The organism is Nocardia sp. X0981, assembly GCF_977089955.1.
The window spans coordinates 5,070,994-5,096,763 of the sequence record NZ_OZ372435.1; the positions used below are offsets into that span (position 1 = coordinate 5,070,994).

The window sequence follows — 25,770 nt, forward strand, 5'->3', positions numbered from 1 at the left end:
CCGAATGGCCGCGTCGAAACCGTGGTCGCCCGAACCGGCGAGACACCCGCCGGTCGTTACTGCACCCGTTCTCGGTCCAACGCGGCACCGACCTCGGCCACGAGTTCGGGGTCGCAGCTCGAGGCCGGCGTGATCGCGGTCGGGAAACAGGTGGCGGGAATGGACGGGGCCAGGCCGAGATGGCCGTTGGCCGGCCCCTGTACCCGCAGGCTGTGCGGCCCGTCGGCCATCTGTACCGAACGGATACCGAGCCGCGGGGAGTCGCGGGTCTGCCAGAAGTTCATGCCGGAGAGCAGCCGGAAGCGGTCCGCACCTACCAGTCGTGGGGCTCGGGACGTCGGCCGAGCTCGGAAAGGGTCATGGATTACCTCCGGCTCATCGATCTCCCCTCAGTCCAACTATCACGTGCAAGTAGCTTCGGGCGGCCCGCAGGTGAACCGCGCTGCGGCGCGCCCGGCGCAACCGGATGAGGCCCGGTACCGACGGCCGGATCTCACCGGCACACCCGGCTCAGCGCTGAGCGGAATGCGCGGCCGCGACCCTGGCCCATACCGCCGGGTCCGTCCGCGGTCCGCCCGGAGTATCCGCACCGTATCGCTCGATCTCGGCCCCGAGGTCCAGCGGCGCGGTCATCGCGGCACCCCGGAGCGCCTCCTCGACATGTTCGTCGGGGACGAGCCAGCACACCTCGAACTCGATACCGTCGGGGTCGCGCCCGTAGAGCGCCTTGGTGGATCCGTGATCTCCCGCGCCCGTCAGCGCCCCGGCATCGGCGAGATTCCGCCGCGCCGCCGCCAGCTCGGCCAGCGTGTCCATTTCCCAGGCCACGTGATAAAGCCCGACCGATCCAGGTGCCGGCACCACCGCACACCGGGACTCGAACAACCCCAGATCATGGTCGTTGGCCGAACCGGCGTGCCGGAGGAACGCGCCACCGGGGAACCCGCCGGGCAGCCGCTGGAACCCGAGCACCCGCTCGTAGAAGTCGAGGCTGCGCGCGAGGTCCGAGACGTACAGGACAACATGGTTGATTCCACGCATACCGGAGAGGCCTCCTGGGTGACGACATCCACCCCGCCACGCCTCGCGGCGGAGCGAGCTTTCACCCCATCATGCTCCACCGCGGTGGCGGTCTCCCGGCGCTTCCCGGCAACCGGAACACCATGCACCGGCCACGAGTCCGGCGGCCCGGATCAGCTGAGGCGTTCGAGGATCATCGCCATACCCTGACCACCACCGACGCACATGGTCTCCAGACCGAACTGCTTGTCGTGGGTCTGCAGATTGTTGATGAGGGTGGTGGCGATGCGGGCACCGGTCATCCCGAACGGGTGGCCCAGCGCGATCGCTCCACCCGAGACGTTCAGCTTGTCTTCGTCGATTTTCAGTTCCCGCGCCGACCCGAGCACCTGGACCGCGAAGGCCTCGTTGATCTCGACCAAATCGATATCCTCGATCGTTTTGCCCGCCAGCGCGAGCGCGCGGCGACAGGCTTCGACCGGCCCGAGCCCCATGATCTCCGGCGACAGACCCGATACACCGGTGGACACGATCCGCGCCAGTGGAGTCAGACCGACTTCGCGGGCCTTGGTATCACTCATGACGACCAGGGCGGCGGCGCCGTCGTTGAGCGGGCAGCAGTTGGCGGCAGTGACGGTTCCGTCCGGGCGGAACACCGGCTTCAGCTGGGAGACTGAGTCATAGGTGACACCGGCGCGCGGTCCGTCGTCGGCGGAGACGACGGTGCCGTCGGGCAGGGTGACCGGGGTGATCTCCCGCTCGAAGAAGCCGTCGGCGATGGCCCGCTCGGCGCGGTTCTGCGAGCGCACACCCCAGCGGTCCTGTTCTTCGCGGGTGATGCCGGTGAGAGTGGCCACGTTCTCCGCGGTCTGCCCCATCGCGATGTAGACATCGGGGAGCGACCCGTCCTCGCGCGGATCGTGCCACACGCCCGCCCCGCCCTCCGCAGCGGCCGCGGTACGGGCCTGCGCCGGCGCGAACAGCGGGTTCTGCGTATCGGGCCAGCGGTCGGCGGAGCCGTTGACATACCGCGACACCGTCTCCACACCGGCCGAGACGAATACCTCGCCCTCCCCCGCTTTGATCGCGTGGAACGCCATCCGGGTCGACTGCAGCGAGGAGGCGCAGTATCGGTGCACGGTGGTCCCCGGTACCTGATCGTGTCCCAGCATGACCGCGACATTGCGGGCGATGTTGAACCCCTGTTCCCCTGCCGGGGACCCACAGCCCAAAATCAGGTCGTCGATGGCGGCGGGATCGAGCGCCGGCACCTTGTCCAAGGCGGCACGCACGATCTGAACGGCCAGATCGTCGGGCCGCATTCCGGCGAGCGAACCTTTACGGGCCCGGCCGATCGGGGAACGCGCGGCAGAGACGATGACGGCCTCGGGCATGAAGACTCCTTACCGAGATTCGGGAAACACCTGATCGCGAGCCGATCCGGCGCCCACACCACGGTAGTTTCGCGAACCATCGGCCACGGCATGGCTTCCCGCCGAATGGGAGCCCCGCCGTCTCGGCGAGGCGAAGTCCGGCGGACGACCGAGCCCTCGTCCTCCCCGAAGAGACGCTACGGTGCGATACCGACCACTTTCCCGCTCATCGAAATTTCGAGGTCCCGAAAACCGCGAACCGCGAAACCATGGAGCTCATGGACAACCGTCTCAACCCGGATGGACCTCGACGACGCTCCGTACAAGCCTTTTCGGGCGACAGCCCGCACGACGCCCCAGGATCGGTCGATCCCACCGCGCCCGGCTACCTCGTGGATCCGTACCCGCATTTCGCATCGGCACGCGAACACGCTCCCGTGCAGTTCCATCCCGGCGGTAGTGTGCATATGCTGTTCCGCTACACCGATGTCAAACGCGCACTGAGCGATCCGGCGCTGAGTTCATCGGAGGCCTATGCATTGGATTCGCCACGCAATCTACGGCTCGAGGCGGCGGGTGCGGACAACGATTATCTCCTGCGCCCGTCGCTGTCGAAACTGGACCAGCCGGACCACGCACCCCTGCGTAAACTGCTGGCCCGGCCGTTCACACCGAAGAACGTCGAACAGTACGCGGCCCGGGCGGAACAGATCGTCGCAGAACAACTGGCCGGCTACGGCCCCGGCGACGAATTGGACGTGATCGATGGAAACGTAGCAATCTCGCTGACGATCTGCTTTCAGGATTCATCTGCGCAGGTGACGAAGGCACGGTGATCGGGCCGGATGAGGTGGCGGCCACCATCCATACCTTGTTCGTCGCCGGTTTCGACACCACTGTCAACCAGCTCGGGATCAGCGTGCTGGCCCTGATGCGGCACAGGGACCAGTGGGAGAAACTCGTCGACGACCCGGCACTTCTGGACAACGCGATGGAAGAGCTTCTCAGATTCGAATCCACAGCGCAACTGATGATCCGGATCACCAAGGAGGATTTCGCGGTGGCCGGCAGTGTGATCCCAGCCGGGAATCACCTCATCGCCTGGATTGCTTCGGCGAATCGCGACGAGCGTCGATTCGGGCCGACCGCCGGGCAACTCGATATCACCCGGCCGGATGCCCGGGAGCACATCGCCTTCGGCCACGGCGCGCATGCCTGCCTCGGCGCCTGGCTCGCGCGGCTGGAGCTGAAAACCGTTTTGAAGGCCCTGCTCGAAAACTCACCGAAGATGACGCTCGCCGATACCGACACGAAATGGACGAGTACCCCGTTCATTCGCGGCCTGGCAGAATTGCGGGTCGTGCTATGAGTCCGACGAATCACGCCGTCCGCGTCGTCCGGCCGCCGAAGGGGTTACCGTCGGCCGAGGATTTCGAGCTCGTCTCGCGGCCGATACCCCGATTGACGGAAGGTGACGTGCTCTTCGAGGCGACACATATGTCGCTGGATCCCGTGATGCGGCGCTACCTCCCCGGCCCGGACGACGCGCCCCGCCCGATCGGCGGCACGGCGCGAGTCGGTGATATCGCGAGGGCGGCTCCCCCACCGCCGGCGCACGCACTGTCGGGCGCGTTCGTCGGGACGGTGCTGGAATCACGGCACTCGGACTTCGCCGCCGGGGACCGGGTCCGGGGTGGCCACCTCTGGCAGACCCATCACGTGGTGCCGGGTACTTCGCTGGCGAAAATCCCGCAGGACGCCGACCCTCTCGACGAATTGGGCGTCCTGGGCGGGCCCGGACTGGTGGCCTGGTGCGGTATGCGTATCGCCGCGGTACGTCCGGGTGAAACCCTGGTCGTCTCCGCGGCCGGCGGCGCCATCGGCATGGTGGCGGGACAACTGGGTAAGGCGGCGGGTGCGCGGGTGGTCGGCATCGCCAGCGGCGAAAAAGCGGAATACGTGGTGCACGAGCTCGGCTTCGATGCCTGCGTCGACCGCAGCACGACCGCGGTGGCGGACGGCCTCGACGAGCACTGCCCGGAAGGAATCGACGCCTACTTCGACAACGTCGGTGGCGACACCGGGACGGCCGCGTTCGACCGTCTCCGTGAACACGGTCGGTACATCATCTGCGGGATGGCCGCCGAGTACAACGGTCCGGAGTCCAGTGTCGGTCCACCGTTGCGGCCGATGCTGCGCAAGCGGCTTCGGTTGGAGGGCTTCGTCGTTTACGACCACTACCCCGAGTACGGGGTTTTCCGGTCCGAGATGCAGGAGCTGCGCCGGGGTGGGTCGGTGCGGTACCGCTACGAAACGCTGCACGGCCTGGACACGGCCCCTGAAGGGCTGACCCGCCTGCTGTCCGGGCAGAACCAGGGCAAGATGATTGTGAACCTCGCCGGCTCCCGGTGATATCGGCCCTATCGATCGAGCGCCGTCACCACGGAACCCGAGTCCCGCCGCGGGCAGGACTCGGGTTCCGGCGAGTTCAGCCGATGCTGAACGGCTGGCCCCAGACGGCGACAACCTCCTTGGCACTGGCTGTTTCGACCTCCACCTCGGCGAACGCGCGGGCCTGCGCGTAACCGGCACAACCGGAGAGCCCGATGGTGCTGTTATGCCAGCTCACGCTCCCGTGTGTGCTGGTATGGGAGGAGAAGGGCCGATGCGACTCCGCACCGAAGGCGTCGGGAGCTTCCAGGTCCAGCAGGCGGTGACGGTGCCGGACACCCACACCACCCGCCCTACACCGTTGGCGGACATCGACGGGGATACCACGGCATGTTCGGCCGTACGGGTGATCGTCGCTCCGGGGGCGATCTCCCGGCCGTCCGGAAGCGGTACGAAAGTATCGGCCGTGGCGTGGCCGGCGGCCGGCATTCCGACGGCCGCGAATACCGCGCTTATTCCGCCCAGTCGCATACCGCAACGGACGCCGCGCGCAGACGGCCGGCGTCGGATATTTGCTTTCATCTGTCGACCCTAATATCGATCAAGACATGCCGAAGACGGCATTACCTTTCCGGGTGTGACCGGAAGATTATGGACAACTCACTCCGCCGCATGGTGTGCGAATGGCTCGAATAACGGGCACGCAAAACTCCGGGAGACTCGGAATCCGGGCTACGAAGCTACTTCGATCCACCGAGCGGAGATCCATTCGGCGATCGGTGTAATAGATGCGGCTCCACCTCCGCGCCGGCCATCGGGCCGTGGCGAAGTTCCGCTGCCCGGGGTCCGGGAAGCGGCGGATACACATTATGCGAGTTGAAAGGATTGGGCTTCGGTGATGATGTTCCCTTCTTTCGCGCCTGCACGGAGTTCGGCGGCGTCCGGCAGGCCCTCCACGCGCAACCGGTTTCGAAGTCCGGCGGAATGACCATTCCGGGACGATTCGATATCGACGTTAAGTCGTCTCCGCAAAAGGGACCATCGCCACTCCCACACAGCGAGAAACACGAGGACAAAGCGCGTTCGGAAGCCGAGGAAGGAGGTCGCAGCGACCTCTGTGGTGCGCCGCAGCGGGACTGAGCGGCCGCTCTGATATTCGCCCATTATCAGTGAACAGAACTGATGGTGGGTACTCACCGAACCTCCACAGCATCCACTTGCGGCGCCCACAGGGCTACGGGTCGGTTTGCCCGATTCGGGCCACTACTGACAGCGCCCACACTCGAGAACGAGCAGTTCCCGGTGAGTGGAAGAAGACGTTTCCGCTGCCCGCGCCGGCGAATACTGTCCGACCGGCTCCGGCACGAACCCATCGGGTGAACTGTCGGTGACCTGACGAGGAGACGATAGATGCATTCCACCCCTGGCCGGGAAAGCGACCGGTTCGCAGACGATCACGGCAATATCCACGAGGTCGACGTCATCGTGGTGGGTATGGGTGCCGCCGGGTGCGCGGCCGCGCTGTCCGCGCACGCAGCCGGTGCCACCGTAGTAGTCCTGGAGAAGACCGGGCCCGAGGAGGCGGGTGGGAACACCCGGGTCTCCGGCGGCGCATGGTTCCACCACGGCGATCCCGACCGCGCGGCTGTTTACCTTCGCTCTCTATGCGGTGACCGGCCGGTTCCCGAGCCCGTGGTGCAGGCATGGGCGGCCGGCACCCGCGAGGTCTCGCCATGGATGGAGTCGATCGGAGCACGAGTTCTGCCGAACGGCTCGTACACCGCCGAATACCCGGAACTGGACGGCAGCGACTGCTACGGCGGCTACCGCAGCGTCGACGGTGTACTCGGCGAAGGCCGGCTGTTCGCCGTTCTCACGCGGGCGCTCGCCGAGCGCGGAATCGAAATCCATTACGACACACCGGCGGTCGAACTGATGACCGACCCCGCTACCGGTGCGGTGACCGGCGTTGTCACCGCCGGTGGCCGACGGGTCCGGGCCCGCGGCGGCGTCATCTTGGCAACCGGCGGTTTCGAGGGCGATCCGGAGCTCGTGCGCACTCATCTGGGGTTGAACAATGTACCGGTCTGGGGCAGCACGGCCGCGACCGGCGACGGATTGCGCATGGCGGAGCGGGTCGGCGCAGACCTGTGGCATATGGACAACATGATGGCCGTCAACGGAATATCACGTCCGGGCTCCAGGCACGGATTCTTCGCCATGTTCCTGTATGCCCGCGGCTATGTCTGGGTCGATGGGAACGGACGCCGATTCGTCGACGAATGTGTTCCCAGCGGTCACGGTCAAGCGCTCATCGACGGCCGCTACCAACTGCATCCCAGGCGACCGATGCACGTCCTGTTCGACGAGCGCACGCGGATGGCCGGACCGATCAGCCCGAACGCGGATGTCATGGCCGTCGGCTGGAACGTGCTGACGGACGGCTACCGATGGAGCACGGACAACAGCGCGGAAATCGCTGCCGGATGGATCTATCGTGCCGACACCCTCGGGGAGCTGGCCGGCCGGATAGGCGTGGACCCGGCGACCCTGACCGCCACCGTCGAACGATACAACCGCGCCTGCGTCGCGGGAAGCGACGAACTCTTCGGCCGCAACCCCGCCACCCTGATTCCGCTCACCGAGCCGCCATTCTACGCATACCACAGCGCACCCGTCCTGGCGTGGACCAATGGCGGGCCACGCAGAGACCACCACGCGCGAGTACTGACCCGGGCGGGCGACGCGATCGACGGGCTGTACGCAGCCGGCACTGTGAGCTCGACCTACAGCTGGGCCAAGGACGGCGGATTCCATATCGCAGATGCGATCGTCTTCGGACGGATCGCCGGAGCTCACGCAGCGAGCCGGCTGAGCTGAGCGGCCGAAAAGATCAGCCCACGCTGCCCGCTCGCCGGCCGCGACCGGCGATATCGCCGCCACCGTGAACGGGCCAGCGACACCTCCGTAGTCTGGGCGGAGCGAGCATCACATGGCGGTCGGTGATCAATACCGCACCGGAACGACCAGCGCACCGTCACGGGCCGGGGCCGCTTTGGGCTGCCCGACGTGTGACGGTTTTTGTGACCGTTTCGAGCGTGGCGGGCCGGTATCCAACCTGATCTCCACTGATTACAGAGGCCCCTCACCTGGTGTTCCAGGTGAGGGGCCTCCGTTCGAAAAGAGCTGCCCGAAGCTACTTTTCATTCACCGAACATCACTCACTTGTACTTGGCCTTGGCTTCGCGGCGGCGGCGGTGCAGGATCGGCTCGGTGTACCCGTTGGGCTGCGCGGTGCCCTCGAGGATGAGCTCCTTGGCGGCCTGGAACGCCACACTGCCCGCGAAATCGGGGGCCATCGGGCGGTAGCCGGGATCCCCGGCGTTCTGCCGGTCCACCACGGGAGCCATCCGTTCCAGGCTGGCCACCACCTCGTCGGCGGTCACCACGCCGTGGCGCAGCCAGTTGGCCATCAACTGGCTGGAGATACGCAGGGTGGCGCGGTCCTCCATCAGCGCGATATCGGAGATATCGGGGACCTTGGAGCAACCGACGCCCTGGTCGATCCAGCGCACCACGTACCCGAGGATGGACTGCGCGTTGTTGTCCAGCTCCTGCTGCTTTTCGGCCTCGCTCCATCCGGTATCGGCGGCCAGCGGGATCTGCAGGATATCGTCCACACTCGCGCGCGCACCGCCCTTGGCGATCTCGGCCTGCCGCCGGAAGACATCCACCCGGTGGTAGTGGGTGGCGTGCAGCGTGGCCGCCGTGGGAGACGGCACCCAGGCGGTGTTGGCACCTGCCTTCGGGTGACCGAGCTTCTGTTCGAGCATCCCGGCCATCAGGTCCGGCATGGCCCACATACCCTTGCCGATCTGCGCCTTACCGGCCAGACCGGTCGCGAGACCGGTATCGACGTTCCAATCCTCGTAGGCCAGGATCCAGCGCTGGGTCTTCATCTCGGCCTTGCGGATCATCGGACCCGCCTCCATGGAGGTGTGGATCTCGTCGCCGGTGCGGTCCAGGAAACCGGTGTTGATGAACACCACCCGGTCGGCGGCGGCCCTGATACAGGCCTTGAGGTTGACCGTGGTACGCCGCTCCTCGTCCATGATGCCGACCTTGAGGGTGTTGCGCGGCAGGTCCAGGACGTCCTCTACGGCGGCGAACAGATCATTGGTGAACGCCACCTCGTCGGGGCCGTGCATCTTCGGCTTGACGATGTAGACGGACCCGGTCCGGCTGTTGGTCAGCGCCACATCGCTGCGCAGCGAATGCTTGGCGATGAGCGAGGTGAGCAAACCGTCCATGATGCCCTCGGGCACCTCGTTGCCCTCGGCGTCGAGGATGGCGTCGCTGGTCATCAGATGGCCCACATTGCGCACGAACAGCAGCGACCGGCCGTGCAGGACCACCTCCGAACCGTCGAGGCCGGTGTAGACCCGGTCGGGGTTCATGGTGCGGGTGAAGGTCTTGCCGTCCTTGGTGACCTCCTCGGCGAGATCACCTTTCATCAAGCCGAGCCAGTTGCGGTAGCAGAGGGTCTTGTCGTCGGCGTCGACCGCCGCGACCGAGTCCTCGAAGTCCATGATGGTGGTGACCGCGGATTCGATCACCACATCTTTGACACCCGCGGTATCGGTACTGCCGATCGGCGAGTCCGGATCGATCTGGATCTCGATGTGCAGGCCGTTGTGCTTCAGCAGGACCGCACTGGGCGCGGCCGGGTCACCGCGATAACCGACCAGCTGATCGGCATCGGCCAGCCCGATGGTGGTGCCGTCCTCCAGCCCGACCTCGAGCTCGCCGTCGACGATCGCGTAGGAGGTCGAGCCGATATGCGAGCCGGTGATCAGGGTGACCGCATCGTCGAGGAAGTTGCGGGCCCATTCGATGACCTTGTCACCGCGCACCTTGTTGTATCCGGTGCCCTTTTCCGCGCCGCCGGTCTCCGGAATGGCATCGGTGCCGTAGAGCGCGTCGTACAGCGAGCCCCAGCGCGCGTTGGCGGCGTTGATCGCGAAGCGGGCGTTGCTCACCGGCACCACCAGCTGCGGGCCGGCCGTCGTGCTGATCTCCTCATCGACATCACTGGTGCCGATGGTGAAATCGCCGGGCTCGGGCTGGAGATAACCGATCTCGGTGAGGAACTTCTTGTAGGCCGCCTTGTCGTAGTTCGCGCCGGGGTGCTCACTGTGCCAGGCATCGAGTTTGCCCTGGATTTCGTCGCGTTCGGCCAGCAGGGCCCGATTGCGCGGAGCGAACTCGGTGATGATCCGCTCGGCACCGGCCCAGAACGCGGCGGAATCGACGCCGGTACCGGGGAGCGCTTCGTTCTCTACGAAGTCGTGGAGAACGGTGGCAACCGCGAGCCCGCCGACCTGTTTCCGCTCTGTCATCTACTTGCCTCACTTCCGCGAAGACCGGGTGGAAAGTCGATGCTTATGTTACCGATCGGTAGCGCTGCTCCGATCGCCGGGTGAGCGCGTCGGCCGCGTCGAGGCCACGGCCCGGACTCTACCCGTCGCCGGCGGCGTCCCCGCGTCGATCCGGTGGTCGCGTTTCACCCCCCACCGGCTCGCGGAACCCGGGCAGAGCGCGTCCGCCCACCCCGGCCGGCGGGCGGAAAATGAGCCGACAATCGCTGGGGCACTGTGCCACCATGTATTCCATCCGAGCCGCCGCGGCGGCAGTTCGACGAGATACAGAAGGGAGGAGTGGTCTTGTATCCGATAGCACCGGCCGATACCGATCGGTCGCCCGGCGTGCGCACGCACTACGCGGGGCCCCGGTCGATGAACGTCTTCGGCGAATCGCTGTGCTCGGCGAAACCCGGCGGCGCACGCGGGATCGACCGGCTCCTCCCGCAGTGGCGCTGACCGTCCGCGTCTTCTTCTCCGCTCGTTCCCGGGATACCCCGGCCGTCGAAACCTGGTAACTGCCATGTCGATACCCGCTGCCGCCACTACGGCGACGCTCACACCGGACAATTGGATACACACACGCGTACTGGTGCTCAACGCCAGCTACGAGGCGCTCGACGAAATTCTCGCCGACCGTGCGATCGTGCTGCTGACCAGCGGTATCGCCGAAGCGGTCGAGGTCCGGCGGCCGCATTTCCCGATCCGCTCGCAGCACCTCGAGATCATGCTGCCCGAGACGATCCGGCTGGTTCGCTACCGGTACCTCGCCCATACAGCCGTCCACACACCCGGTGGCCGGGCCACGCACGCCGCTGTGCTGCGGCGCGACGGGAACCGGTGCGGCTACTGCGGCGATCGGGCCCACACCGTCGACCACATCCGGCCGCGCAGCCGGGGCGGGCCCAACACCTGGGAGAACCTCATCGCCTGCTGCGTGGCCTGCAACACCGGTAAAGCCGATCGGACCCCTGAGGAGGCAGGTATGCGACTGCTCTGGGAGCCCGGGGCACCCGACCCACTCGCCCGCGCCCAACGACGGGTGTGGAAACGACTCGCCGCGACACTCTGAGGCGATCCACGAAAGGAGGATCGAGATGACCGTCGAAGTTCTGGCAGATCTGCTGCCGGTATCCGACAGCCACGGCTGGTATCGCGCCGCCTGCCGTGGCGACCCGAACCACGAGGCGTGGTTTCCGTATCCGTCGCAGGACTTCGAGTACGCGCGTCAGGTGTGCGGCCGGTGCCCGATCCGGCCGGACTGTCGCGCTTTCGCCGAGCGCACCGGCCAGTCCGGTGTGTGGGGCGGGCACGAATTCGACCGGGGAAAGATGATCCGTGAATGACCGGCGGGGAAACCGGCGCGAGACCGTGGGGCCGTATGAGTGCATACGGCCCCACGGTCGTGACCGTGGCGCGCCGGAATCTCTCCTCCTCCTTACACTGACTGCTCGTGGGTACCCATCGCAGCACCGGCTCTTCCCGGGAAATCAGCAAGGGGCCGGTGATCGCCGCGGTGGTCGTCGTGGTTCTGATCGCAGCCGCCCTCACCTGGACACTGGTCCGCGCGGATTCGGCCGATCCGGCCGCCGCGGCCGGGGTGTGTGTGGAGGGTGAGGCCATTCTCGATGTCACGGTCGATCCCGAGATCGCCGATCCGGTCCGCACCATCGCGGCCCGCTACAACGAGACCGCGCCGGTGGTCCGGGACCATTGCGCGAAAGTCGCGGTGACCGAGCGTTCTTCGGGAGATATGGTCGCGGCGTTCACCTCCAACGCCACCTGGAATCCGGTACTGGGGCCCCGGCCGGCCCTGTGGATCCCGGTATCGAGCCGGCAGATCGAATCCATGCGGGTTCCCGGTCTGGTCGAGGGCACCCCCCGCTCGATCGCGTCCAGCCCGATCGTGCTGGCCGTCCCCGAGGTGCTGCGGCACGCCCTGGCCACCACGCAGACCTCGTGGGCGGATCTCCCTCGCCTGCAACAGGGTTCGCTCGACACCATCGGCCTGCCGGGCTGGAACGGCCTGGAGCTGGCCCTGCCCCAGGGAGACAGTTCGCTGGCCGTGGCGGCCGCCGTGGCGGCGGCGGTCTCGGGGACCGAGCCGCTGACCGAGGAGGCGGTCGCGTCCGGTCAGGCGATATCGGCCGTTTCCGGGTTGGCCGCCGCCGCGCCCGCGGCCGCCGATATTCCCTCGGCCATGTCGGCGCTGTCCGCCGCCGCCCCGGCCGAGGCCCCGGTACACGCGGTGCCGGTCACCCAGCGCTCGCTCGCGGCGAACGGCGGCACCACCTACTACGTACCCGCCGGCACCGCGCCGGTCGCCGATTATCCGGCCGCGCTCATGTCCGGCCCCTGGGTGGACAAGACCCAGAACCTCATCGCCGGTCTGTTCGCCGACTATCTGCGCAAACCGGAACAGCAGCGCGTATTCGCCGCGGCCGGCTTCGCCGCGCCACCCGCCGCCCCGATGGCGGTACCGCCGCGGGCCGCGCTGGACCGGCTCCGCAAGGCCCTCACCAATCCGGTACTCGGGGTGCACGCCACCGCGCTGCTGGATGTCTCCGCCTCCATGGGCGAGACCGAGGGCGAGCTGACCCGGCTGACCAACACCCTGGGCGCGCTGTCCTCCACTCTCACCGTGATGCCGCCGGAGTTCGGGCTGGGTATCCGGACGTGCGGTGCGGGCGGAGCACAGTCCGAGGTGATCGCCGAGACGGCCCCGCTCGGCGATGAGCACCGGGGCACCCTCATGAGCTCGCTGGGCGCGATCGAGCCCACCTCCAGCACAGCGGACGGATGTTATCCGGCGCTCATCGCGGCATACCGGAGCGCGGTGACCGGCTTCGCCGCCGACCGCACCAATTCGGTCCTGCTCGTCACCGACGGACCCGACGAGGAGTCCGGTATCAGCGGGCCGGATCTCCTGGCCGGCATCCAGCAGGCGGGTGATCCGGCGACTCCTGTCCGCATCGATGTCATCGTGATCGGCGGCCCGGGCAGCGATACGCTGCGCACTCTCACCGAACGAACCGGTGGCAGCTACCGGGTGCTGCCCAGCAGCAACGACCTGGAGTTCGGCACCGCGATGGTCGACGCCCTCACCACACCGTGAACCCCGTTCATCCGGATCACCCGCCCGGGGATTCCCGCCAGCGGTAGCGTGTCCTCGGGCGACCGTCCGGCCGTAATCGAAGCGCCGGTCCACCATGCCGCCCTCGGCGAGCCGGCGACAGCGACCGACAGACCCGCGACCACGACGCCGAGGATCACAGGCAGCTGCGCGGCGGCCCGGTCGCCGTCGCGGCGGGCATCCAGTACCGCCAAACCCGCCCATACGACGGTGACCAGCGACAACAGCACCAGCTGCAGGGCGAATACCTGCCCCGCCAGCGACCATCTGCCGGTTCGCACGAACTCCTCCACTGAACGAAATGCACGAAAGCGTGACGAATGTCACGTATCAGACCATCATTCTGCACAGGGCGCGGTGGCCGGGTTCACCTCGCCCGGGCACTACGATTCGGAGGAGATCAGGTCATGGTGGACCGGACTCGAACGCGACGCGATCGCACCCATTGGCTCTATCTGGCGGTTGTCGGCGCCGTCCTGGCGGGCATACTCGTCGGCTGGCTCGCGCCCGGTACCGGCCGGGCGCTGGCACCACTGGGCACCATGTTCGTCGACCTGATCAAGATGATGATCGCACCGGTGATCTTCTGCACGATCGTGCTCGGTATCGGTTCGGTGCGCGCGGCCGCCACAGTGGGCAAGGTCGGTGGCCTGGCCATCGGATACTTCCTGGCCATGTCGACCGTGGCCCTGGGGATCGGCCTGCTGGTCGGCAACCTGCTCGATCCGGGGACCGGGATGAACCTCGAGGATGCGGCCGGCCAGGGCGCGCGGTACGCCGAGGAAGCGCACGGCGCCGGTGGCACTGTGGAATTCGTTCAGGGCATCATCCCCACGACGCTGGTCTCCTCGCTCACGGCGGGCAGTGTCCTGCAGGCGTTGTTCGTCGCGCTGCTGGTGGGCTTCGGGGTACAGGCGATGGGGTCCTCCGGTGAGCCGATACTGCGTGGTATCGCACTCGTCCAGAAACTGGTCTTCCGGATTCTGGTGATGATCCTCTGGCTGGCTCCGATCGGGGCCTTCGGCGCGATGGCCGATGTGGTCGGCCGCACCGGCCTGAATGCCGTGCTCCAACTGGCGACACTGATGATCGCGTTCTATCTGACCTGCCTGCTGTTCGTCTTCGGGGTTCTCGGAGTGCTGTTGCGGCTGGTTTCGCGAGTGTCGATCTTCAAACTGTGCCGTTACCTCGCGCGTGAATATCTGCTCATCGTGGCCACGTCTTCGTCGGAGTCGGCGCTGCCGCGCCTGATCGCGAAGATGGAACATATGGGGGTGGAACGCACCACCGTCGGCGTGGTCGTACCGACCGGCTATTCCTTCAATCTCGACGGCACCGCCATCTACCTGACCATGGCTTCGATCTTCATCGCCGACGCCCTGGGGCAGCCGCTGACCCTGGGCGAACAATTCGGTTTGCTGGTCTTCATGATCGTGGCCTCCAAAGGAGCGGCCGGTGTCACCGGCGCGGGCCTGGCCACGCTGGCGGGTGGGTTGCAGAGTCATCGGCCCGAACTTCTCGACGGTGTCGGTTTGATCGTCGGTATCGACCGTTTCATGTCCGAGGCGCGGGCCCTCACCAACTTCTCCGGGAACGCGGTGGCCACCCTGCTGATCGGCACCTGGACCAAGACCCTGGATCCCGGGCAGGTCCGTGACGTCCTGGACCGGAAGCTTCCGTTCGACGAGCAGACGATGGTGGACGAGCACGGCGTGGGCCCGGACGCAGACGACGAGAAGGTGCTCGTCCCGGCGTGATGCCCGGCGGGCCCCTCCCGGGAGCGGTGGGGCCGCGGCCGAGGCGTGTGCCCACCGGGCCTCGGCCGCGCACGGCTGCACCCGGATCGGGCGCATCGCGACTCGGAGTCCTCCCGGATCGGGCGCCCCGGCCGGGGGTGTACCGGTGAGAGCACCGGTACACCCCGACGTCAGTCGGCGTAGGCCTCCGGGGGCGGGCAGGTGCACACCAGGTTGCGGTCGCCGAACGCACCGTCCACGCGGCGGACCGCCGGCCATACCTTCGCGCGGGGATGCGCGAGCCCGCGCGGATACACCGCCACCTCGCGGCTGTACGGGTGGTCCCATTCCCGGACCAGGCTCGCCGCGGTGTGCGGCGCGTTGCGCAGCGGATTGTCCTCGGCCGGCCAGACGCCCGAACCCACCTCATCGATCTCGCGCCGGATGGCGATCATCGCCTCGACGAAATCGTCCAGTTCGGCCAGGTTCTCACTTTCCGTCGGCTCCACCATCAGCGTGCCCGCCACCGGGAAGCTCATGGTGGGCGCGTGGAAACCGTAGTCGGCGAGGCGTTTGGCCACATCGTCGACGGTCACACCGGTCCGCTTGGTGATCTCGCGCAGATCCAGGATGCATTCGTGGGCGACCATATCGTTGTCGCCGGTGTAGAGCACCGGGTAGTACGCCGCGAGCCGACGGGCCAGATAGTTGGCCGAGGCGATCGCGGTGAGCGTGGCCCGGCGCAGGCCTTCGGCACCCATCATCCGGATATAGGCCCAGGTGATCGGCAGGATGGATGCCGAACCGTAGTGCGCCGCCGAAACCGCGTGCGAATCGGTGACCAGCGGGTCACCGGGCAGATACGGCGCCAGATGCGCCCGGACCGCCACCGGACCCACCCCCGGGCCACCGCCGCCGTGCGGGATGCAGAAGGTCTTGTGCAGATTCAGATGGCTGACATCACCCCCGAACCGGCCCGGACGGGCCAGGCCCACCAGCGCGTTCAGGTTCGCGCCGTCCACATAGACCTGACCACCGGCCTCGTGCACCAGCTCGCACAGTTCGGCGACTTCCTTTTCGTACACGCCGTGGGTGGACGGATAGGTGATCATGATGCATGCCAGCCGTTCCGCGTGGTCGGCGATCTTGGCGCGGAGATCGTCGAGATCCACATCACCGTTGTCCCGGCATTTCACCACTTCCACGCGCAGACCCGCCATCGCCGCGGAGGCGGCATTGGTGCCGTGGGCGCTGGAGGGGATGAGGCAGGTGTCGCGGCGGGTGTCGCCACGGTCGAGGTGGTAGCGGCGGATGGCCAGCAGCCCCGCGTACTCGCCCTGGCTACCGGCGTTCGGCTGCAGGCTCACCGAATCGTATCCGGTGATCTCGGCCAGCCAGCGCTGCAGATCCTCGATCAACCGCAGCAGGCCGGGCACGTCACCGGCCGGTGCGTACGGATGCAGGCGGGCGAAACCGGGCCAGGTGATCGGTTCCATCTCGGCGGTGGCGTTGAGCTTCATGGTGCACGAACCGAGCGGGATCATGCTGCGGTCGAGCGCGATGTCCTTGTCGGAGAGCTCGCGCAGATAGCGCAGCATGGCCGTTTCGGTGTGGTAGCGGGTGAAGGCCGGATGGGTCAGGAACTCCGAGGTCCGCTCGGCGATCCCGGCGCTGCCGGATTCGGCCGGCGCGATCCCGAATGCGTCGAGCACCGCGGATACGTGCTCGTCGGTGGTGGCTTCGTCACAGGCCACCGCCACGTGGTCCGCGTCGACCAACCGGAGATTGATTCCGTGCGAGGCCGCCTTGGCGACCACGCTTTCGGCCTGTCCGGGGATCCGGGCCAGTACGGTGTCGAAATAGGCGTCGTGTACCAGGCTCTCGCCCAGTGCGGCGGCCAGGCGGGCGGCGTATCCGTGCACCCGGCGCGCGATGGACCGCAACCCGTCCGGACCGTGGTAGCAGGCATACATCGCGGCCACGACGGCCGGCAGCACCTGCGCGGTACAGATGTTCGAAGTGGCCTTTTCCCGGCGAATGTGCTGTTCACGGGTTTGCAGGGCCAGCCGGTAGGCCGGCGCGCCGTCGGCATCCTTGGACACCCCTACCAACCGGCCCGGCAACTGCCGGGCGTAGTCGGCACGTACCGCCAGGTAGCCGGCGTGCGGGCCCCCGAATCCCAGCGGCACCCCGAAGCGCTGTGTGGTGCCGAAACAGACATCGGCGCCCTGCTCCCCGGGCGGGGTCACCAGAGTGAGCGCCAGCAGGTCCGCTCCGGCCGCGACCAGCGCGCCACGGGCGTGCGCCTGTGCGATCGTCCCGCTCCAGTCGACGAGACGTCCGGAAGCGCCCGGTATCTGGAGCAGCACCCCGAAGAAATCCCCCTCGGGCAGCCCGTCCGCGGCGAGGTCGGCTTCGACGATCTCGATGCCGAGGGGCTCGGCTCGCGTGGTCAGCACGGTGCGGGTCTGGGGGAACAGATCCCGGTCCACCACCAGGCGGGTACCGGCGCCGCGTTTCACGCGACGCAGCAGGGTCATCGCCTCCGCGGCAGCGGTGGCCTCGTCCAGCATGGAGGCGTTCGCGACGTCCATGGCGGTCAGATCGGTCACCATGGTCTGGAAATTGAGCAGGGCCTCGAGCCGCCCCTGACTGATTTCCGGCTGATAGGGCGTGTAGGCGGTGTACCAGGCCGGGTTCTCCAGCAGGTTGCGCACCAGTACCGGTGGGGTGAGGGTGTCGTAGTAGCCCAAGCCGATCATCGAGGTGGCGACCCGATTGGCGGCGGCGAGCGCGGTCAGCTCGGCCAGTACCTCGTGTTCACTTCCGGCTGCGGGCAACCCGGACAGCGGCTCGGCGGCGCGGATACCGGCGGGCAGTGCCGCCGCCGCGAGGTCCTCGGCGGAAGCGACGCCGATCGCGTCGAGAATCCGCGCGAATTCGTGGACGTCGGGTCCTATGTGCCGGTCTGCGAAGCTCTGGGTCACCACGGCTCCCTGGGTGTGGGCGTCCGACCGGTAGCGGTCGGTACGAGGCCCTCCCCCTCTGTCGCGGCGCCTGAGAGCTTCGGTGACCCGCCGGTCGCCTTTCACCTTGGGCGGACGGCCCGCAGCCGCCACTTTCCAGAGGCGCCGGTTCCCGTACGGTCCTGGGGCCTGAGAGATTGACGGGGAGGTGCTGCTCCTTCGGCGCCCGGATCCGGCGAGGACCCGGGACTCTCCCGCACGGCTGCGACGCCTGGTCAGTTTATCTCGATGACCCGGCCGTACCGGCACTCACCGGGTGGGTGTCGTTACCCTTGTCACAGTCGACCGGGTACGCCGGCGCCTATCCGGTTTTACGGGTCAGCCGCGCTTTGCGGCGGTAGGAAAGCTCGTCCTCGGGGCGGTCGGTGGTTTCGGAAGCGCGTTCCGCCGGAAAAGCGGCAATGGCCCCGGTGAGTTCGCGCATGGCGCTGTTCACCGCGATACCGAAGACTCCCTGCCCGCCCTGCAGTAAATCGACCACTTCTTCCGGCGAGGTGCACTCGTATACCGAGGTCCCGTCGGAGAAGAGGGTGATATTCGCCAGATCCTGTACCCCACGACTGCGCAGATGATCCACGGCGATGCGGATGTTCTGCAGCGAAATACCGGCGTCCAGGAGGCGTTTCACGATTTTCAGGACCAGGATGTCCTTGAACGAATACAACCGCTGGCTCCCGGAGCCGGCGGCACTCCGGATGGAGGGGGCCACGAGGCCGGTTCTCGCCCAGTAGTCCAGTTGCCGGTAGGTGATACCGGCGACCTGACAGGCCGTCGGCACCCGGTATCCGACCAGGTCGTCGGGAACCGAATCGTCGGGGAACAATCCGGGTTGTATTTCGTAGCGCCGAGGCGGGCCGAATTCCGACCGCATATCCCGCATATGCTCTGCCACTGAACTACTCCCTTGCTCCGCCGATCTGTGCCCATAGCCGACGGTCCGGCGCCGACTGTGAGGCTACTCTTCCCATTCTCTCGGTCGCAGCAGTGCCGATCCAAACGCGACGCGCGGTAACAGTCTCGACCTGTAGTTGAGGTCTAGAAAAAATACGGGCGACTCAACTATCGGTCGCTTTGAAATCGTCGGGAGATACCGACTCGAGGAACTCCTTGAACTTTTCGACCTCGTCCTCGCGTTCGTCCGGCATCACCAGACCGGCTTCCTCGAGCACCGATTCCGCCGCGTAGATCGGGCAGCCGACACGCAGGGCGATGGCCACCGAATCGGACGGACGCGCCGAGATACGCACCTCGTTCTCGAACACCAGATCGGCGTAGAAGGTGCCCTCCTTGAGATCCACGATATGAACCTCTTCGAGGGTATGACCGAGATCAGCGATCAAGATTTTGATCAGATCGTGGGTGAGGGGCCGGATCGGGGTGACACCCTCCTGTTCGAGCACGATGGCCGTGGCCTCCGCCTGCCCGATCCAGATGGGCAGATAACGCTCTCCGTTCGCCTCCCGCAGCAGCAGGACGGGCTGGTTCTGTGGCTGCTCGACCCGGATGCCGATCACGCGCATTTCGCTCATCGCACTGCCTCCCATACTCCCCGGCTGCCCGCCCTCGCCGATGCAGGGCTCGCCGTACCATGAGTCTAGGCGAATTCCCGGCAGCGCCGCGACGGCTGTCGAACACCGGAACCGGTGTGTTGCCCTGCGCGTACCCGGCCACGCCTCACCACAGGCCGGGAAGAATACGTCCGGAAAAGCCGGGCACGTGGCCCAGGGCGGTCATCCACCCAGCGAGTTGCGCACCGACGTCTTCACCAGGCTGGCGTGCAGCGTGAGCGACAGCGCGGCGAGTTCGCGCACCGTCTCCTCCGCCCGGGCCCGAGCCCCCGCGTCGCGGCTCTTGGCGATCGGCGCCACGATCTGGGCGACCAGCGCGGCTTCCCGGTCCGCCGCGAGTTTGAACGCGCGTAGATGCCGCGCCTCCAAACCGAATTCGGCCATCGCCTTCGCCGTGGCGGCCAGGGTGACCGCATCGGCGTCGAAGAAACCGGCGGGCCCCGGAGTGATCAGATTGGCCCGGATCAGATCTGTGAGAAATTTCTCGTCGATACCGGCCCGATCGAGCAGATCGGCACGAGTCACCCGGATCTCGTGATCGAATTCGAATTCGTCGGGGGTGATCCGCCCCGGTGGTACCCCCAGCCGGCGGGGCGGGCGCGGAGCCGTGGACTCCTCCCCGGAGACGGCCTGAGCGGTCTCCGGGCGCGCAATCCGAGCCCGGGCACGCGCTTCCCGCACCCCGAGCGTCGCGGCTCCGCTGTCGATCGCCTCGAGCTGCTCCTTGATCACCTTCAGGGGGAGGTACTGGTCACGCTGCGCCGTGAGTACGAAGCGCAGACGTTCACAATCGGCGATCGAGAACCGGCGATATCCCGATGGCGTACGTTCCGGCCGGATCAAACCCTCCGCTTCCAGGAAGCGGATCTTGGAAATGGTGATATCCGGAAAATCCGGGCGCAGCAGATCGAGCACGGAGCCGATCGACATCCCTCCGTGCGCCCACTGCTGCGCCGCGCCTGTCATGACCTCGAGTCTTTCATGCCGAAGCGCCGATCACCCGGACCGGCGCACCGATCGTCGGCCGCTCAGAGACTTCCGGCACCGGCCGCCGAACCGGCCTCCTGGGTCCGCGGACCGGTGAGGAAGACCAGCCGGAACTTGCCGATCTGCACCTCGTCACCGTTCTGCAGCTCCGAGGAATCCACCGGCTCGCGGTTGACGTAGGTACCGTTCAGACTGCCCACATCCACGACCTGGAAGGAATCCTCGTCCTGCCGGAATTCGGCATGGCGGCGACTGACGGTGACATCGTCGAGGAAGATATCGCTGTCAGGATGACGACCGGCGGACGTGGTGGGCTGGTCCAGCAGGAATCGCGAACCCGCGTTCGGGCCGCGTTTGACGACCAGCAGCGCCGCCCCGACCGGAAGACCTTCGACACCCTGCACCGGCTGTTCGCCGGTCGGCTCGCCGGAGCGCGATGCGTCGACCTCGTTCAGGAAATCCGCGCGGAAGACCGACGTCGTCTCGGCCGCGGTCTCCCCGTAACCCGGGTCTTTGTTCTCGCTCACCGTTTCTCTCCTCCTCGAACCTCATAAACCATGCAGGCAGATGCCGCGATCCGACGTGGCTCCGTAGCCCCGACTCCGGGCGGCACATCCGTTGGCATTGACCGTACCCTGCCGGGCCGTGCCCGTGCAGGTAGAACCGGGAAGGCCGGATCAGCCCCCGATAACTCCTTGATAACCCGCGGCATCGAGCAGTTCGCCGAGCTTGGACTCCAATGCGGCCGCATCGGCCACCGCGAGCTCGAACAACCACCCTTCACCGTAGGGATCGGTATTCAGCGTTTCCGGATCCGTCTCCAATTCGTGGTTCACCGCAACGACTTCCGCGCTCAGTGGAGCGTAGATATCGGAAACGCTCTTGGTCGATTCGACCTCGGCGATACCGTCCCCAGCGGCAACCTCGACGCCGACTTCGGGCAACTGCACGAACACGACGTCACCGAGTTGCGACTGGGCGTAATCGGTGATCCCCACCAGGACGCGAGTGGGCTCGATACGACGTACCCATTCGTGTTCCGCGGTGTAACGCAGCTCCTCGGGAACCCGGTTCACATGGTGTCCTTTCCTCGTGTCGTCGTGCACGATGCCCGCAACTCTATGCGAGCCCGTCGCCTTCCGCCGCGCCGGTATCCCGGCCCGGTGTGCCACGGCGCCGGTCCGGCGGGCGTGGGACCGTCCGGGCGACCGCGATCGCCCGGCCCAGATACAGCAGTCCCGTCCACACGTAGACGGCCGTACCCCAGATCAGCAATGCCCCGCCGAAGGCCCGGCCGAAACCGTCACCGGGCCAGTCCATCTGCCCGGCCAGTAGCCAGGGCAACGCCGACATCAGCGCGAACGTGGCGGCCTTTCCCAGGTAGATGACCTCGGGTGGAGCGAGCTCGCGCCGGCGGTAGACCGGCAGGGTCAGGCTCAGCACCAGATCGCGGCCGATCAGCAGGGCCGCGACCCACCAGGGGATGAGGCCCCGCGCGACGAAGGCGGCCAGGGTGGTCACGAGATAGAGGCGGTCGACAAAGGGATCCAGCACCGCGCCGAGCCGGGAGGACTGGTCGAGCAGGCGGGCCAGTTTGCCGTCCAGGAAATCCGTGAGGCCACTGAGGACCAGCAGCGCGAAAGCCCAGCCGTCGGCTCGCTCCACCAACAGCAACCAGAGGAAGACCGGTACGCCGATCAGCCGCAACAGGCTCAGGATGTTGGGGACGGTGAGCAGCCGGTCCGACAGCACCTGCCCCACCGCACCGGCGGGCCCCCGGGCCGCGGGCACGGTATCGGATTCGCCGGTTCCCGGATCGCTCGTCACATGGCAGTGCTTACCGTATGGCGGCCCGCCCGCGCCAGCATCCCCACATACCGCTCGATGAAAGGATGAGTATGAAACCATCTCATCATCGACTCGGGTGAGAGGAAGATCATGTCAGGGTTCGACTACGACGTTGTGGTCATCGGCTCGGGATTCGGCGGCAGCGTGAGCGCGCTACGGCTGACGGAGAAGGGCTACCGGGTCGGCGTCCTGGAGGCCGGCCGGCGCTGGGACGCCGACTCCCTCCCGCGGAGCAACTGGAACCTCCGCAAATCGATCTGGGCACCGAAACTCGGACTCACCGGACCGCAGCGGGTGAGCGTACTCGGGAAATGCGCCGTGTTCTCCGCCGCCGGCGTGGGCGGCGGCTCCCTCATCTACGGGAACACCCTCTACGAACCTCTGCGCGACTTCTACACCGACCGGCAGTGGGCCCACATCACCGACTGGCGAGAGGAACTCGCGCCGTACTACGACCAGGCGCGGCGCATGCTCGGCGTGGCCACCAACCCACGGACCACCCCGGCCGACGAGGTGATCCGTGAGGTGGCCGAGGACATGGGAGTGGGCTCGAGCTTCCATTCCACCGAGGTCGGTGTGTTCTTCAACGAGGAGGATCCTGGCGCGGAGGTGGACGACCCGTACTTCGGCGGCGCGGGACCGCGCCGGCGCGGTTGTGTGCACTGCGCCCGCTGCCTCACCGGGTGCCCGCACAACGCCAAGAACACCACCACCACCAACTATCTCTATCTGGCCGAACAGGCCGGAGCCACGGTGCACGCCCTCACCGCCGTCACCGCGGTCCGCCCGCTACCGGACGGTGGGTATGCGGTGGATACCGAACGCCCCGGCCGCTGGATCCGTAAGGAGAAAAAAACCTTCACCGCCGAGCAGGTGGTCTTCGCGGGCGCGGCGCTGGGCACCCAGCGGCTGCTGCACCGCATGCGCGACCGCGGGGTACTGCCGCGGATATCGCCGCGACTGGGCGAGCTCACCCGGAGCAACTCCGAAGCGATCCTGGTGGTGGCGAGCCGCAACCGCCGGGATTTCGCGGAAGGTATCGCGATCACGTCCTCGATCCATCCCGAGGAGCACACCCATATCGAAGTGTGCCGCTACGGTAAGGGCCAGAACGCCCTGTTCCCGTTGTCGGCACCGGTGATCGACGGCGGCGCGTTCCGTTTCCTGCGGTTCCTGCTCGCCGTCCTCCGGCATCCGCTGGTGTTCCTGCGCAGCCTCGATGCCCGCCGCGCCTCCGAACGAGCGGTGATCCTGCTGGTGATGCAGTCACTCGATAATTCACTCACCTCCTTCCTGCGCCGCGGCCGGCTCGAGACCGAGCAGGGAAAGGGTGAGCCGAACCCCACCTGGATTCCCTTGGCACACGAGGTCGGCCGGAGATTCGCCGCGAAGGTGGACGGGGACACCCACGGCCTCTACACCGACGCCTTGAACATTCCCGCCACGGCGCACTACATCGGCGGCTGTGTGATCGGCGACAGCCCGGAAACCGGGGTGGTGGATCCCTACCAGCGGGTGTACGGTCACCCCGGCCTGCACATCGCCGACGGGTCGGCGGTCACGGCCAACCTCGGGGTGAACCCGTCGCTGACCATCACCGCACAGGCGGAGCGGGCCATGGCGTTCTGGCCCAACAAAGGCCGACAGGACAGCCGTCCGAGCCTGGGGACGCCGTACCAGCGCATCGCCCCGGTGGCACCGGTGGCGCCGACGGTCCCGGCGGCCGCGCCCGGTGCGCTACGGCTGCCCATCACCCCGACCCGCGCCGGCTGAGCCGCCGCCCGGGTACCGCAGGCCCACGCGAACGTACCGCCGCCGCGGCACCGGTACCGTTTGCCCGGTGCCGAACAGCCGTATCTCCCTGCGCTCGTACACCCCTGCCGAAGACGTACTGGCCCGCGGCGCGGCCGTCCGGGAACAGGTACCCCGCACGGCTCGTGACCGGGCGATCCGTGCCGAGGGCCGGCCCTCGGTACGGGAGTACGTCGAGGCCACCCATCGCGACCGCCTGGCCCATCTGGTGCCGTTACGGATCGGCCGGATGATCGCCTCACCGTTCGCGTTCTACCGGGGCACCGCGGGACTGATGGCCATTGATCTCGCGGGCAGTCCGGACACCGGCTTCCGGGCTCAGCTCTGCGGGGACGCCCATGCCGGCAACTTCGGTCTCTACGGCACCTCCCGCGGCGAAATCGTCATGGATATCAACGATTTCGACGAAACCGTGCCCGGACCGTGGGAATGGGACCTCGAACGGCTGGCCGCCAGCCTGGTACTCGCCGGCCGGGTCGGCGGTGCCGGTGAGGAGGACTGCCGCACGGCCGCCCGGGACGCCGCCCGCAGCTATCGGCGTGTCGCGGCCGCGCTGGCGCAACGCCCGTTCCTCTCCTCCTGGTCCGCGCTCGCCGACGAATCCGTCCTCGGCCGCATCGAAGCCGAGGACCTCCTCGACAACTTCAAGAAGGCCGCCAAGAAAGCCCGGAAGAACACCAGCGCGAAGGTTGTACGGAAGTGGACACATATCGACGACCACGAGGCCGGTATCGAAAGCCATCGTTTCGTCAGTGACCCGCCGCTGCTCACCACGGTCACCCAGGAGGTCGAGGACGCCGCCGTCGACGCGCTCGAGCGCTACGGCGCGACACTGCGCGAATCCCGCCAGGAACTGCTGGCCCGGTTCGCGGTGGCCGATATCGCCTTCCGCATCGTCGGCACCGGCAGCGTCGGCCTGCACAGCTACATCGCGCTGCTGCACGGTAATGCGGGCGAGTGCCTGGTACTGCAGCTCAAGCAGGCCGCACCCGCGGCGCTGGCCCCGGTACTGGGTCTCGCGCCCCCGAAGCACGAGGGCAAGCGAATCGTCCAGGGCGCCAGGCTGGTTCAGACCGAAACCGATATCCTGCTCGGCTGGACCACCATGTCGGTGCCCCTGCCCGGTGGCGGCAGCCGGGATCTGCCGTTCATCGTCCGCCAGTTCCGTAATCTCAAGGGCGGCATCGCGCCCGAGGAGCTCGAGGCACACGATCTCGACGACTACGGCCGTCTCGCCGGGGCGCTCCTGGCCCGCGCCCACGCCCGTTCACTGGACCCACGGCTGATCAGTGGCTATCTCGGTGCCGATCCCGAAGGGCAGGGCACGGACTTCGACAGTGCCGTAGCGGATTTCGCGGTGCGTTACGCCGACCGCGCCGAGGCCGACCATGCCGAACTCGTGGCCGCCGTTCGGGCCGGGCAACTTCCGGCCGAGGAGCCGGACCGGTAGTTTCGA

24 protein-coding genes and 2 riboswitches are annotated in these 25,770 nt (G+C 67.2%); of the genes, 11 read left to right on the plus strand and 13 right to left on the minus strand.

The annotated features are described in order from the left end of the window. Window positions 1-56 precede the first annotated feature (56 nt). The 3 genes from ACYR7D_RS22255 to ACYR7D_RS22265 form a co-directional block, all read right to left on the minus strand. On the minus strand, window positions 57-284 hold the full coding sequence (locus tag ACYR7D_RS22255; RefSeq protein ID WP_459546467.1) for a hypothetical protein: 228 nt from the start codon (window positions 282-284) through the stop codon (window positions 57-59). Window positions 285-510: 226 nt separating this feature from the next. Next, complete coding sequence (locus tag ACYR7D_RS22260) at window positions 511-1,041, minus strand: VOC family protein (protein WP_459546468.1); 531 nt, start codon at window positions 1,039-1,041, stop codon at window positions 511-513. A gap of 152 nt (window positions 1,042-1,193) precedes the next feature. Next, window positions 1,194-2,414, minus strand: coding sequence for an acetyl-CoA C-acetyltransferase (locus tag ACYR7D_RS22265; protein WP_459546469.1), 1,221 nt, complete (start codon window positions 2,412-2,414; stop codon window positions 1,194-1,196). A 257-nt stretch (window positions 2,415-2,671) separates the two neighbouring features. Between ACYR7D_RS22265 and ACYR7D_RS22270 the strand changes: the two genes are divergently transcribed. Genes ACYR7D_RS22270 through ACYR7D_RS22280 form a run of 3 tightly spaced genes read left to right on the plus strand, consistent with a single transcriptional unit; the run spans window position 2,672 to window position 4,805 of the window. Further along, on the plus strand, window positions 2,672-3,229 hold the full coding sequence (locus ACYR7D_RS22270) for a hypothetical protein (RefSeq protein WP_459546470.1): 558 nt from the start codon (window positions 2,672-2,674) through the stop codon (window positions 3,227-3,229). Continuing rightward, window positions 3,202-3,762, plus strand: a complete 561-nt coding sequence (locus ACYR7D_RS22275; RefSeq protein ID WP_459550249.1) for a cytochrome P450 — start codon at window positions 3,202-3,204, stop codon at window positions 3,760-3,762. Before ACYR7D_RS22270 ends, ACYR7D_RS22275 begins: the two co-directional genes overlap by 28 nt. Next, entirely contained in the window at window positions 3,759-4,805 is a 1,047-nt protein-coding gene (locus ACYR7D_RS22280) for an NADP-dependent oxidoreductase (protein WP_459546471.1), read from the plus strand. The genes ACYR7D_RS22275 and ACYR7D_RS22280 overlap by 4 nt, the downstream gene beginning before the upstream one ends. 76 nt (window positions 4,806-4,881) lie before the next feature. Here the strand turns inward: ACYR7D_RS22280 and ACYR7D_RS22285 are convergent, their stop codons facing one another. Further along, a complete protein-coding gene (locus ACYR7D_RS22285; RefSeq protein ID WP_459546472.1) occupies window positions 4,882-5,022 on the minus strand; it encodes an MspA family porin in 141 nt (46 codons plus the stop codon). A gap of 1,172 nt (window positions 5,023-6,194) precedes the next feature. Between ACYR7D_RS22285 and ACYR7D_RS22290 the strand changes: the two genes are divergently transcribed. Continuing rightward, window positions 6,195-7,664, plus strand: a complete 1,470-nt coding sequence (locus ACYR7D_RS22290) for an FAD-dependent oxidoreductase (RefSeq protein ID WP_459546473.1) — start codon at window positions 6,195-6,197, stop codon at window positions 7,662-7,664. Between the two features lie 341 nt (window positions 7,665-8,005). Here the strand turns inward: ACYR7D_RS22290 and ACYR7D_RS22295 are convergent, their stop codons facing one another. Continuing rightward, the gene (locus ACYR7D_RS22295; protein WP_459546474.1) at window positions 8,006-10,183 is read right to left on the minus strand and encodes a malate synthase G; all 2,178 of its coding nucleotides are present in this window, start codon (window positions 10,181-10,183) and stop codon (window positions 8,006-8,008) included. Window positions 10,184-10,507: 324 nt separating this feature from the next. Here ACYR7D_RS22295 and ACYR7D_RS22300 point away from each other — a divergent pair, with 324 nt between their 5' ends. From ACYR7D_RS22300 to ACYR7D_RS22315, 4 genes are all read left to right on the plus strand, one after another. Then, window positions 10,508-10,663, plus strand: coding sequence for a hypothetical protein (locus tag ACYR7D_RS22300; RefSeq protein ID WP_459546475.1), 156 nt, complete (start codon window positions 10,508-10,510; stop codon window positions 10,661-10,663). 64 nt (window positions 10,664-10,727) lie between these two features. After that, the gene (locus ACYR7D_RS22305) at window positions 10,728-11,276 is read left to right on the plus strand and encodes an HNH endonuclease (RefSeq protein WP_459546476.1); all 549 of its coding nucleotides are present in this window, start codon (window positions 10,728-10,730) and stop codon (window positions 11,274-11,276) included. 25 nt (window positions 11,277-11,301) lie between these two features. Next, window positions 11,302-11,550 carry a WhiB family transcriptional regulator gene (locus ACYR7D_RS22310; protein ID WP_459546477.1) on the plus strand — a complete coding sequence of 83 codons (249 nt, stop codon included), beginning with the start codon at window positions 11,302-11,304 and terminating at the stop codon, window positions 11,548-11,550. Between the two features lie 107 nt (window positions 11,551-11,657). Beyond that, a complete protein-coding gene (locus tag ACYR7D_RS22315; RefSeq protein WP_459546478.1) occupies window positions 11,658-13,319 on the plus strand; it encodes a VWA domain-containing protein in 1,662 nt (553 codons plus the stop codon). Here the strand turns inward: ACYR7D_RS22315 and ACYR7D_RS22320 are convergent. Next, a complete protein-coding gene (locus ACYR7D_RS22320) occupies window positions 13,247-13,618 on the minus strand; it encodes a hypothetical protein (RefSeq protein WP_459546479.1) in 372 nt (123 codons plus the stop codon). The two genes, ACYR7D_RS22315 and ACYR7D_RS22320, sit on opposite strands and share 73 nt — an antisense overlap. Before the next feature lie 126 nt (window positions 13,619-13,744). Between ACYR7D_RS22320 and ACYR7D_RS22325 the strand changes: the two genes are divergently transcribed. Beyond that, complete coding sequence (locus ACYR7D_RS22325) at window positions 13,745-15,094, plus strand: cation:dicarboxylate symporter family transporter (RefSeq protein WP_459546480.1); 1,350 nt, start codon at window positions 13,745-13,747, stop codon at window positions 15,092-15,094. Between the two features lie 170 nt (window positions 15,095-15,264). Here the strand turns inward: ACYR7D_RS22325 and gcvP are convergent, their stop codons facing one another. The 7 genes from gcvP to ACYR7D_RS22360 all read right to left on the minus strand — a co-directional run bounded on the left by gcvP (window position 15,265) and on the right by ACYR7D_RS22360 (window position 22,445). After that, window positions 15,265-18,060 carry an aminomethyl-transferring glycine dehydrogenase gene (gcvP, locus tag ACYR7D_RS22330; RefSeq protein ID WP_459546481.1) on the minus strand — a complete coding sequence of 932 codons (2,796 nt, stop codon included), beginning with the start codon at window positions 18,058-18,060 and terminating at the stop codon, window positions 15,265-15,267. A 48-nt stretch (window positions 18,061-18,108) separates the two neighbouring features. Then, window positions 18,109-18,205: riboswitch (glycine riboswitch) on the minus strand. 1 nt (window position 18,206) lies between these two features. Next, window positions 18,207-18,306, minus strand: a riboswitch (glycine riboswitch). Between the two features lie 94 nt (window positions 18,307-18,400). Next, window positions 18,401-18,979: a MerR family transcriptional regulator gene (locus ACYR7D_RS22335; RefSeq protein WP_459550250.1), complete on the minus strand. Its 579-nt coding sequence runs from the start codon at window positions 18,977-18,979 to the stop codon at window positions 18,401-18,403. A gap of 175 nt (window positions 18,980-19,154) precedes the next feature. Further along, window positions 19,155-19,628, minus strand: a complete 474-nt coding sequence (locus ACYR7D_RS22340) for a bifunctional nuclease family protein (RefSeq protein WP_459546482.1) — start codon at window positions 19,626-19,628, stop codon at window positions 19,155-19,157. A gap of 201 nt (window positions 19,629-19,829) precedes the next feature. Continuing rightward, window positions 19,830-20,633 carry a transcriptional regulator FtsR gene (ftsR, locus tag ACYR7D_RS22345; protein ID WP_459546483.1) on the minus strand — a complete coding sequence of 268 codons (804 nt, stop codon included), beginning with the start codon at window positions 20,631-20,633 and terminating at the stop codon, window positions 19,830-19,832. 62 nt (window positions 20,634-20,695) lie between these two features. Beyond that, a complete protein-coding gene (odhI, locus tag ACYR7D_RS22350) occupies window positions 20,696-21,181 on the minus strand; it encodes an oxoglutarate dehydrogenase inhibitor Odhl (protein WP_030520553.1) in 486 nt (161 codons plus the stop codon). A gap of 150 nt (window positions 21,182-21,331) precedes the next feature. Continuing rightward, window positions 21,332-21,730: a glycine cleavage system protein GcvH gene (gcvH, locus tag ACYR7D_RS22355; RefSeq protein WP_459546484.1), complete on the minus strand. Its 399-nt coding sequence runs from the start codon at window positions 21,728-21,730 to the stop codon at window positions 21,332-21,334. A gap of 43 nt (window positions 21,731-21,773) precedes the next feature. Further along, window positions 21,774-22,445: a CDP-alcohol phosphatidyltransferase family protein gene (locus ACYR7D_RS22360; RefSeq protein WP_459550251.1), complete on the minus strand. Its 672-nt coding sequence runs from the start codon at window positions 22,443-22,445 to the stop codon at window positions 21,774-21,776. A gap of 147 nt (window positions 22,446-22,592) precedes the next feature. Here ACYR7D_RS22360 and ACYR7D_RS22365 point away from each other — a divergent pair, with 147 nt between their 5' ends. Together ACYR7D_RS22365 and ACYR7D_RS22370 are read left to right on the plus strand one after the other, a co-directional pair. Next, complete coding sequence (locus ACYR7D_RS22365) at window positions 22,593-24,275, plus strand: GMC oxidoreductase (RefSeq protein ID WP_459546485.1); 1,683 nt, start codon at window positions 22,593-22,595, stop codon at window positions 24,273-24,275. Window positions 24,276-24,342: 67 nt separating this feature from the next. Next, window positions 24,343-25,764, plus strand: coding sequence for a DUF2252 domain-containing protein (locus ACYR7D_RS22370; protein WP_459546486.1), 1,422 nt, complete (start codon window positions 24,343-24,345; stop codon window positions 25,762-25,764). Window positions 25,765-25,770: the final 6 nt, after the last annotated feature.

Coding starts and splice junctions, on each gene's coding strand:
- ACYR7D_RS22255 (WP_459546467.1), bottom strand. CDS start 284: ATGAACTTCTGGCAGACCCGCGACTCCCCGCGGCTCGGTATCCGTTCG.
- ACYR7D_RS22260 (WP_459546468.1), bottom strand. CDS start 1,041: ATGCGTGGAATCAACCATGTTGTCCTGTACGTCTCGGACCTCGCGCGC.
- ACYR7D_RS22265 (WP_459546469.1), bottom strand. CDS start 2,414: ATGCCCGAGGCCGTCATCGTCTCTGCCGCGCGTTCCCCGATCGGCCGG.
- ACYR7D_RS22270 (WP_459546470.1), top strand. CDS start 2,672: ATGGACAACCGTCTCAACCCGGATGGACCTCGACGACGCTCCGTACAA.
- ACYR7D_RS22280 (WP_459546471.1), top strand. CDS start 3,759: ATGAGTCCGACGAATCACGCCGTCCGCGTCGTCCGGCCGCCGAAGGGG.
- ACYR7D_RS22290 (WP_459546473.1), top strand. CDS start 6,195: ATGCATTCCACCCCTGGCCGGGAAAGCGACCGGTTCGCAGACGATCAC.
- ACYR7D_RS22295 (WP_459546474.1), bottom strand. CDS start 10,183: ATGACAGAGCGGAAACAGGTCGGCGGGCTCGCGGTTGCCACCGTTCTC.
- ACYR7D_RS22305 (WP_459546476.1), top strand. CDS start 10,728: ATGTCGATACCCGCTGCCGCCACTACGGCGACGCTCACACCGGACAAT.
- ACYR7D_RS22310 (WP_459546477.1), top strand. CDS start 11,302: ATGACCGTCGAAGTTCTGGCAGATCTGCTGCCGGTATCCGACAGCCAC.
- ACYR7D_RS22325 (WP_459546480.1), top strand. CDS start 13,745: ATGGTGGACCGGACTCGAACGCGACGCGATCGCACCCATTGGCTCTAT.
- ACYR7D_RS22335 (WP_459550250.1), bottom strand. CDS start 18,979: ATGCGGGATATGCGGTCGGAATTCGGCCCGCCTCGGCGCTACGAAATA.
- ACYR7D_RS22340 (WP_459546482.1), bottom strand. CDS start 19,628: ATGAGCGAAATGCGCGTGATCGGCATCCGGGTCGAGCAGCCACAGAAC.
- ftsR (WP_459546483.1), bottom strand. CDS start 20,633: ATGACAGGCGCGGCGCAGCAGTGGGCGCACGGAGGGATGTCGATCGGC.
- ACYR7D_RS22365 (WP_459546485.1), top strand. CDS start 22,593: ATGTCAGGGTTCGACTACGACGTTGTGGTCATCGGCTCGGGATTCGGC.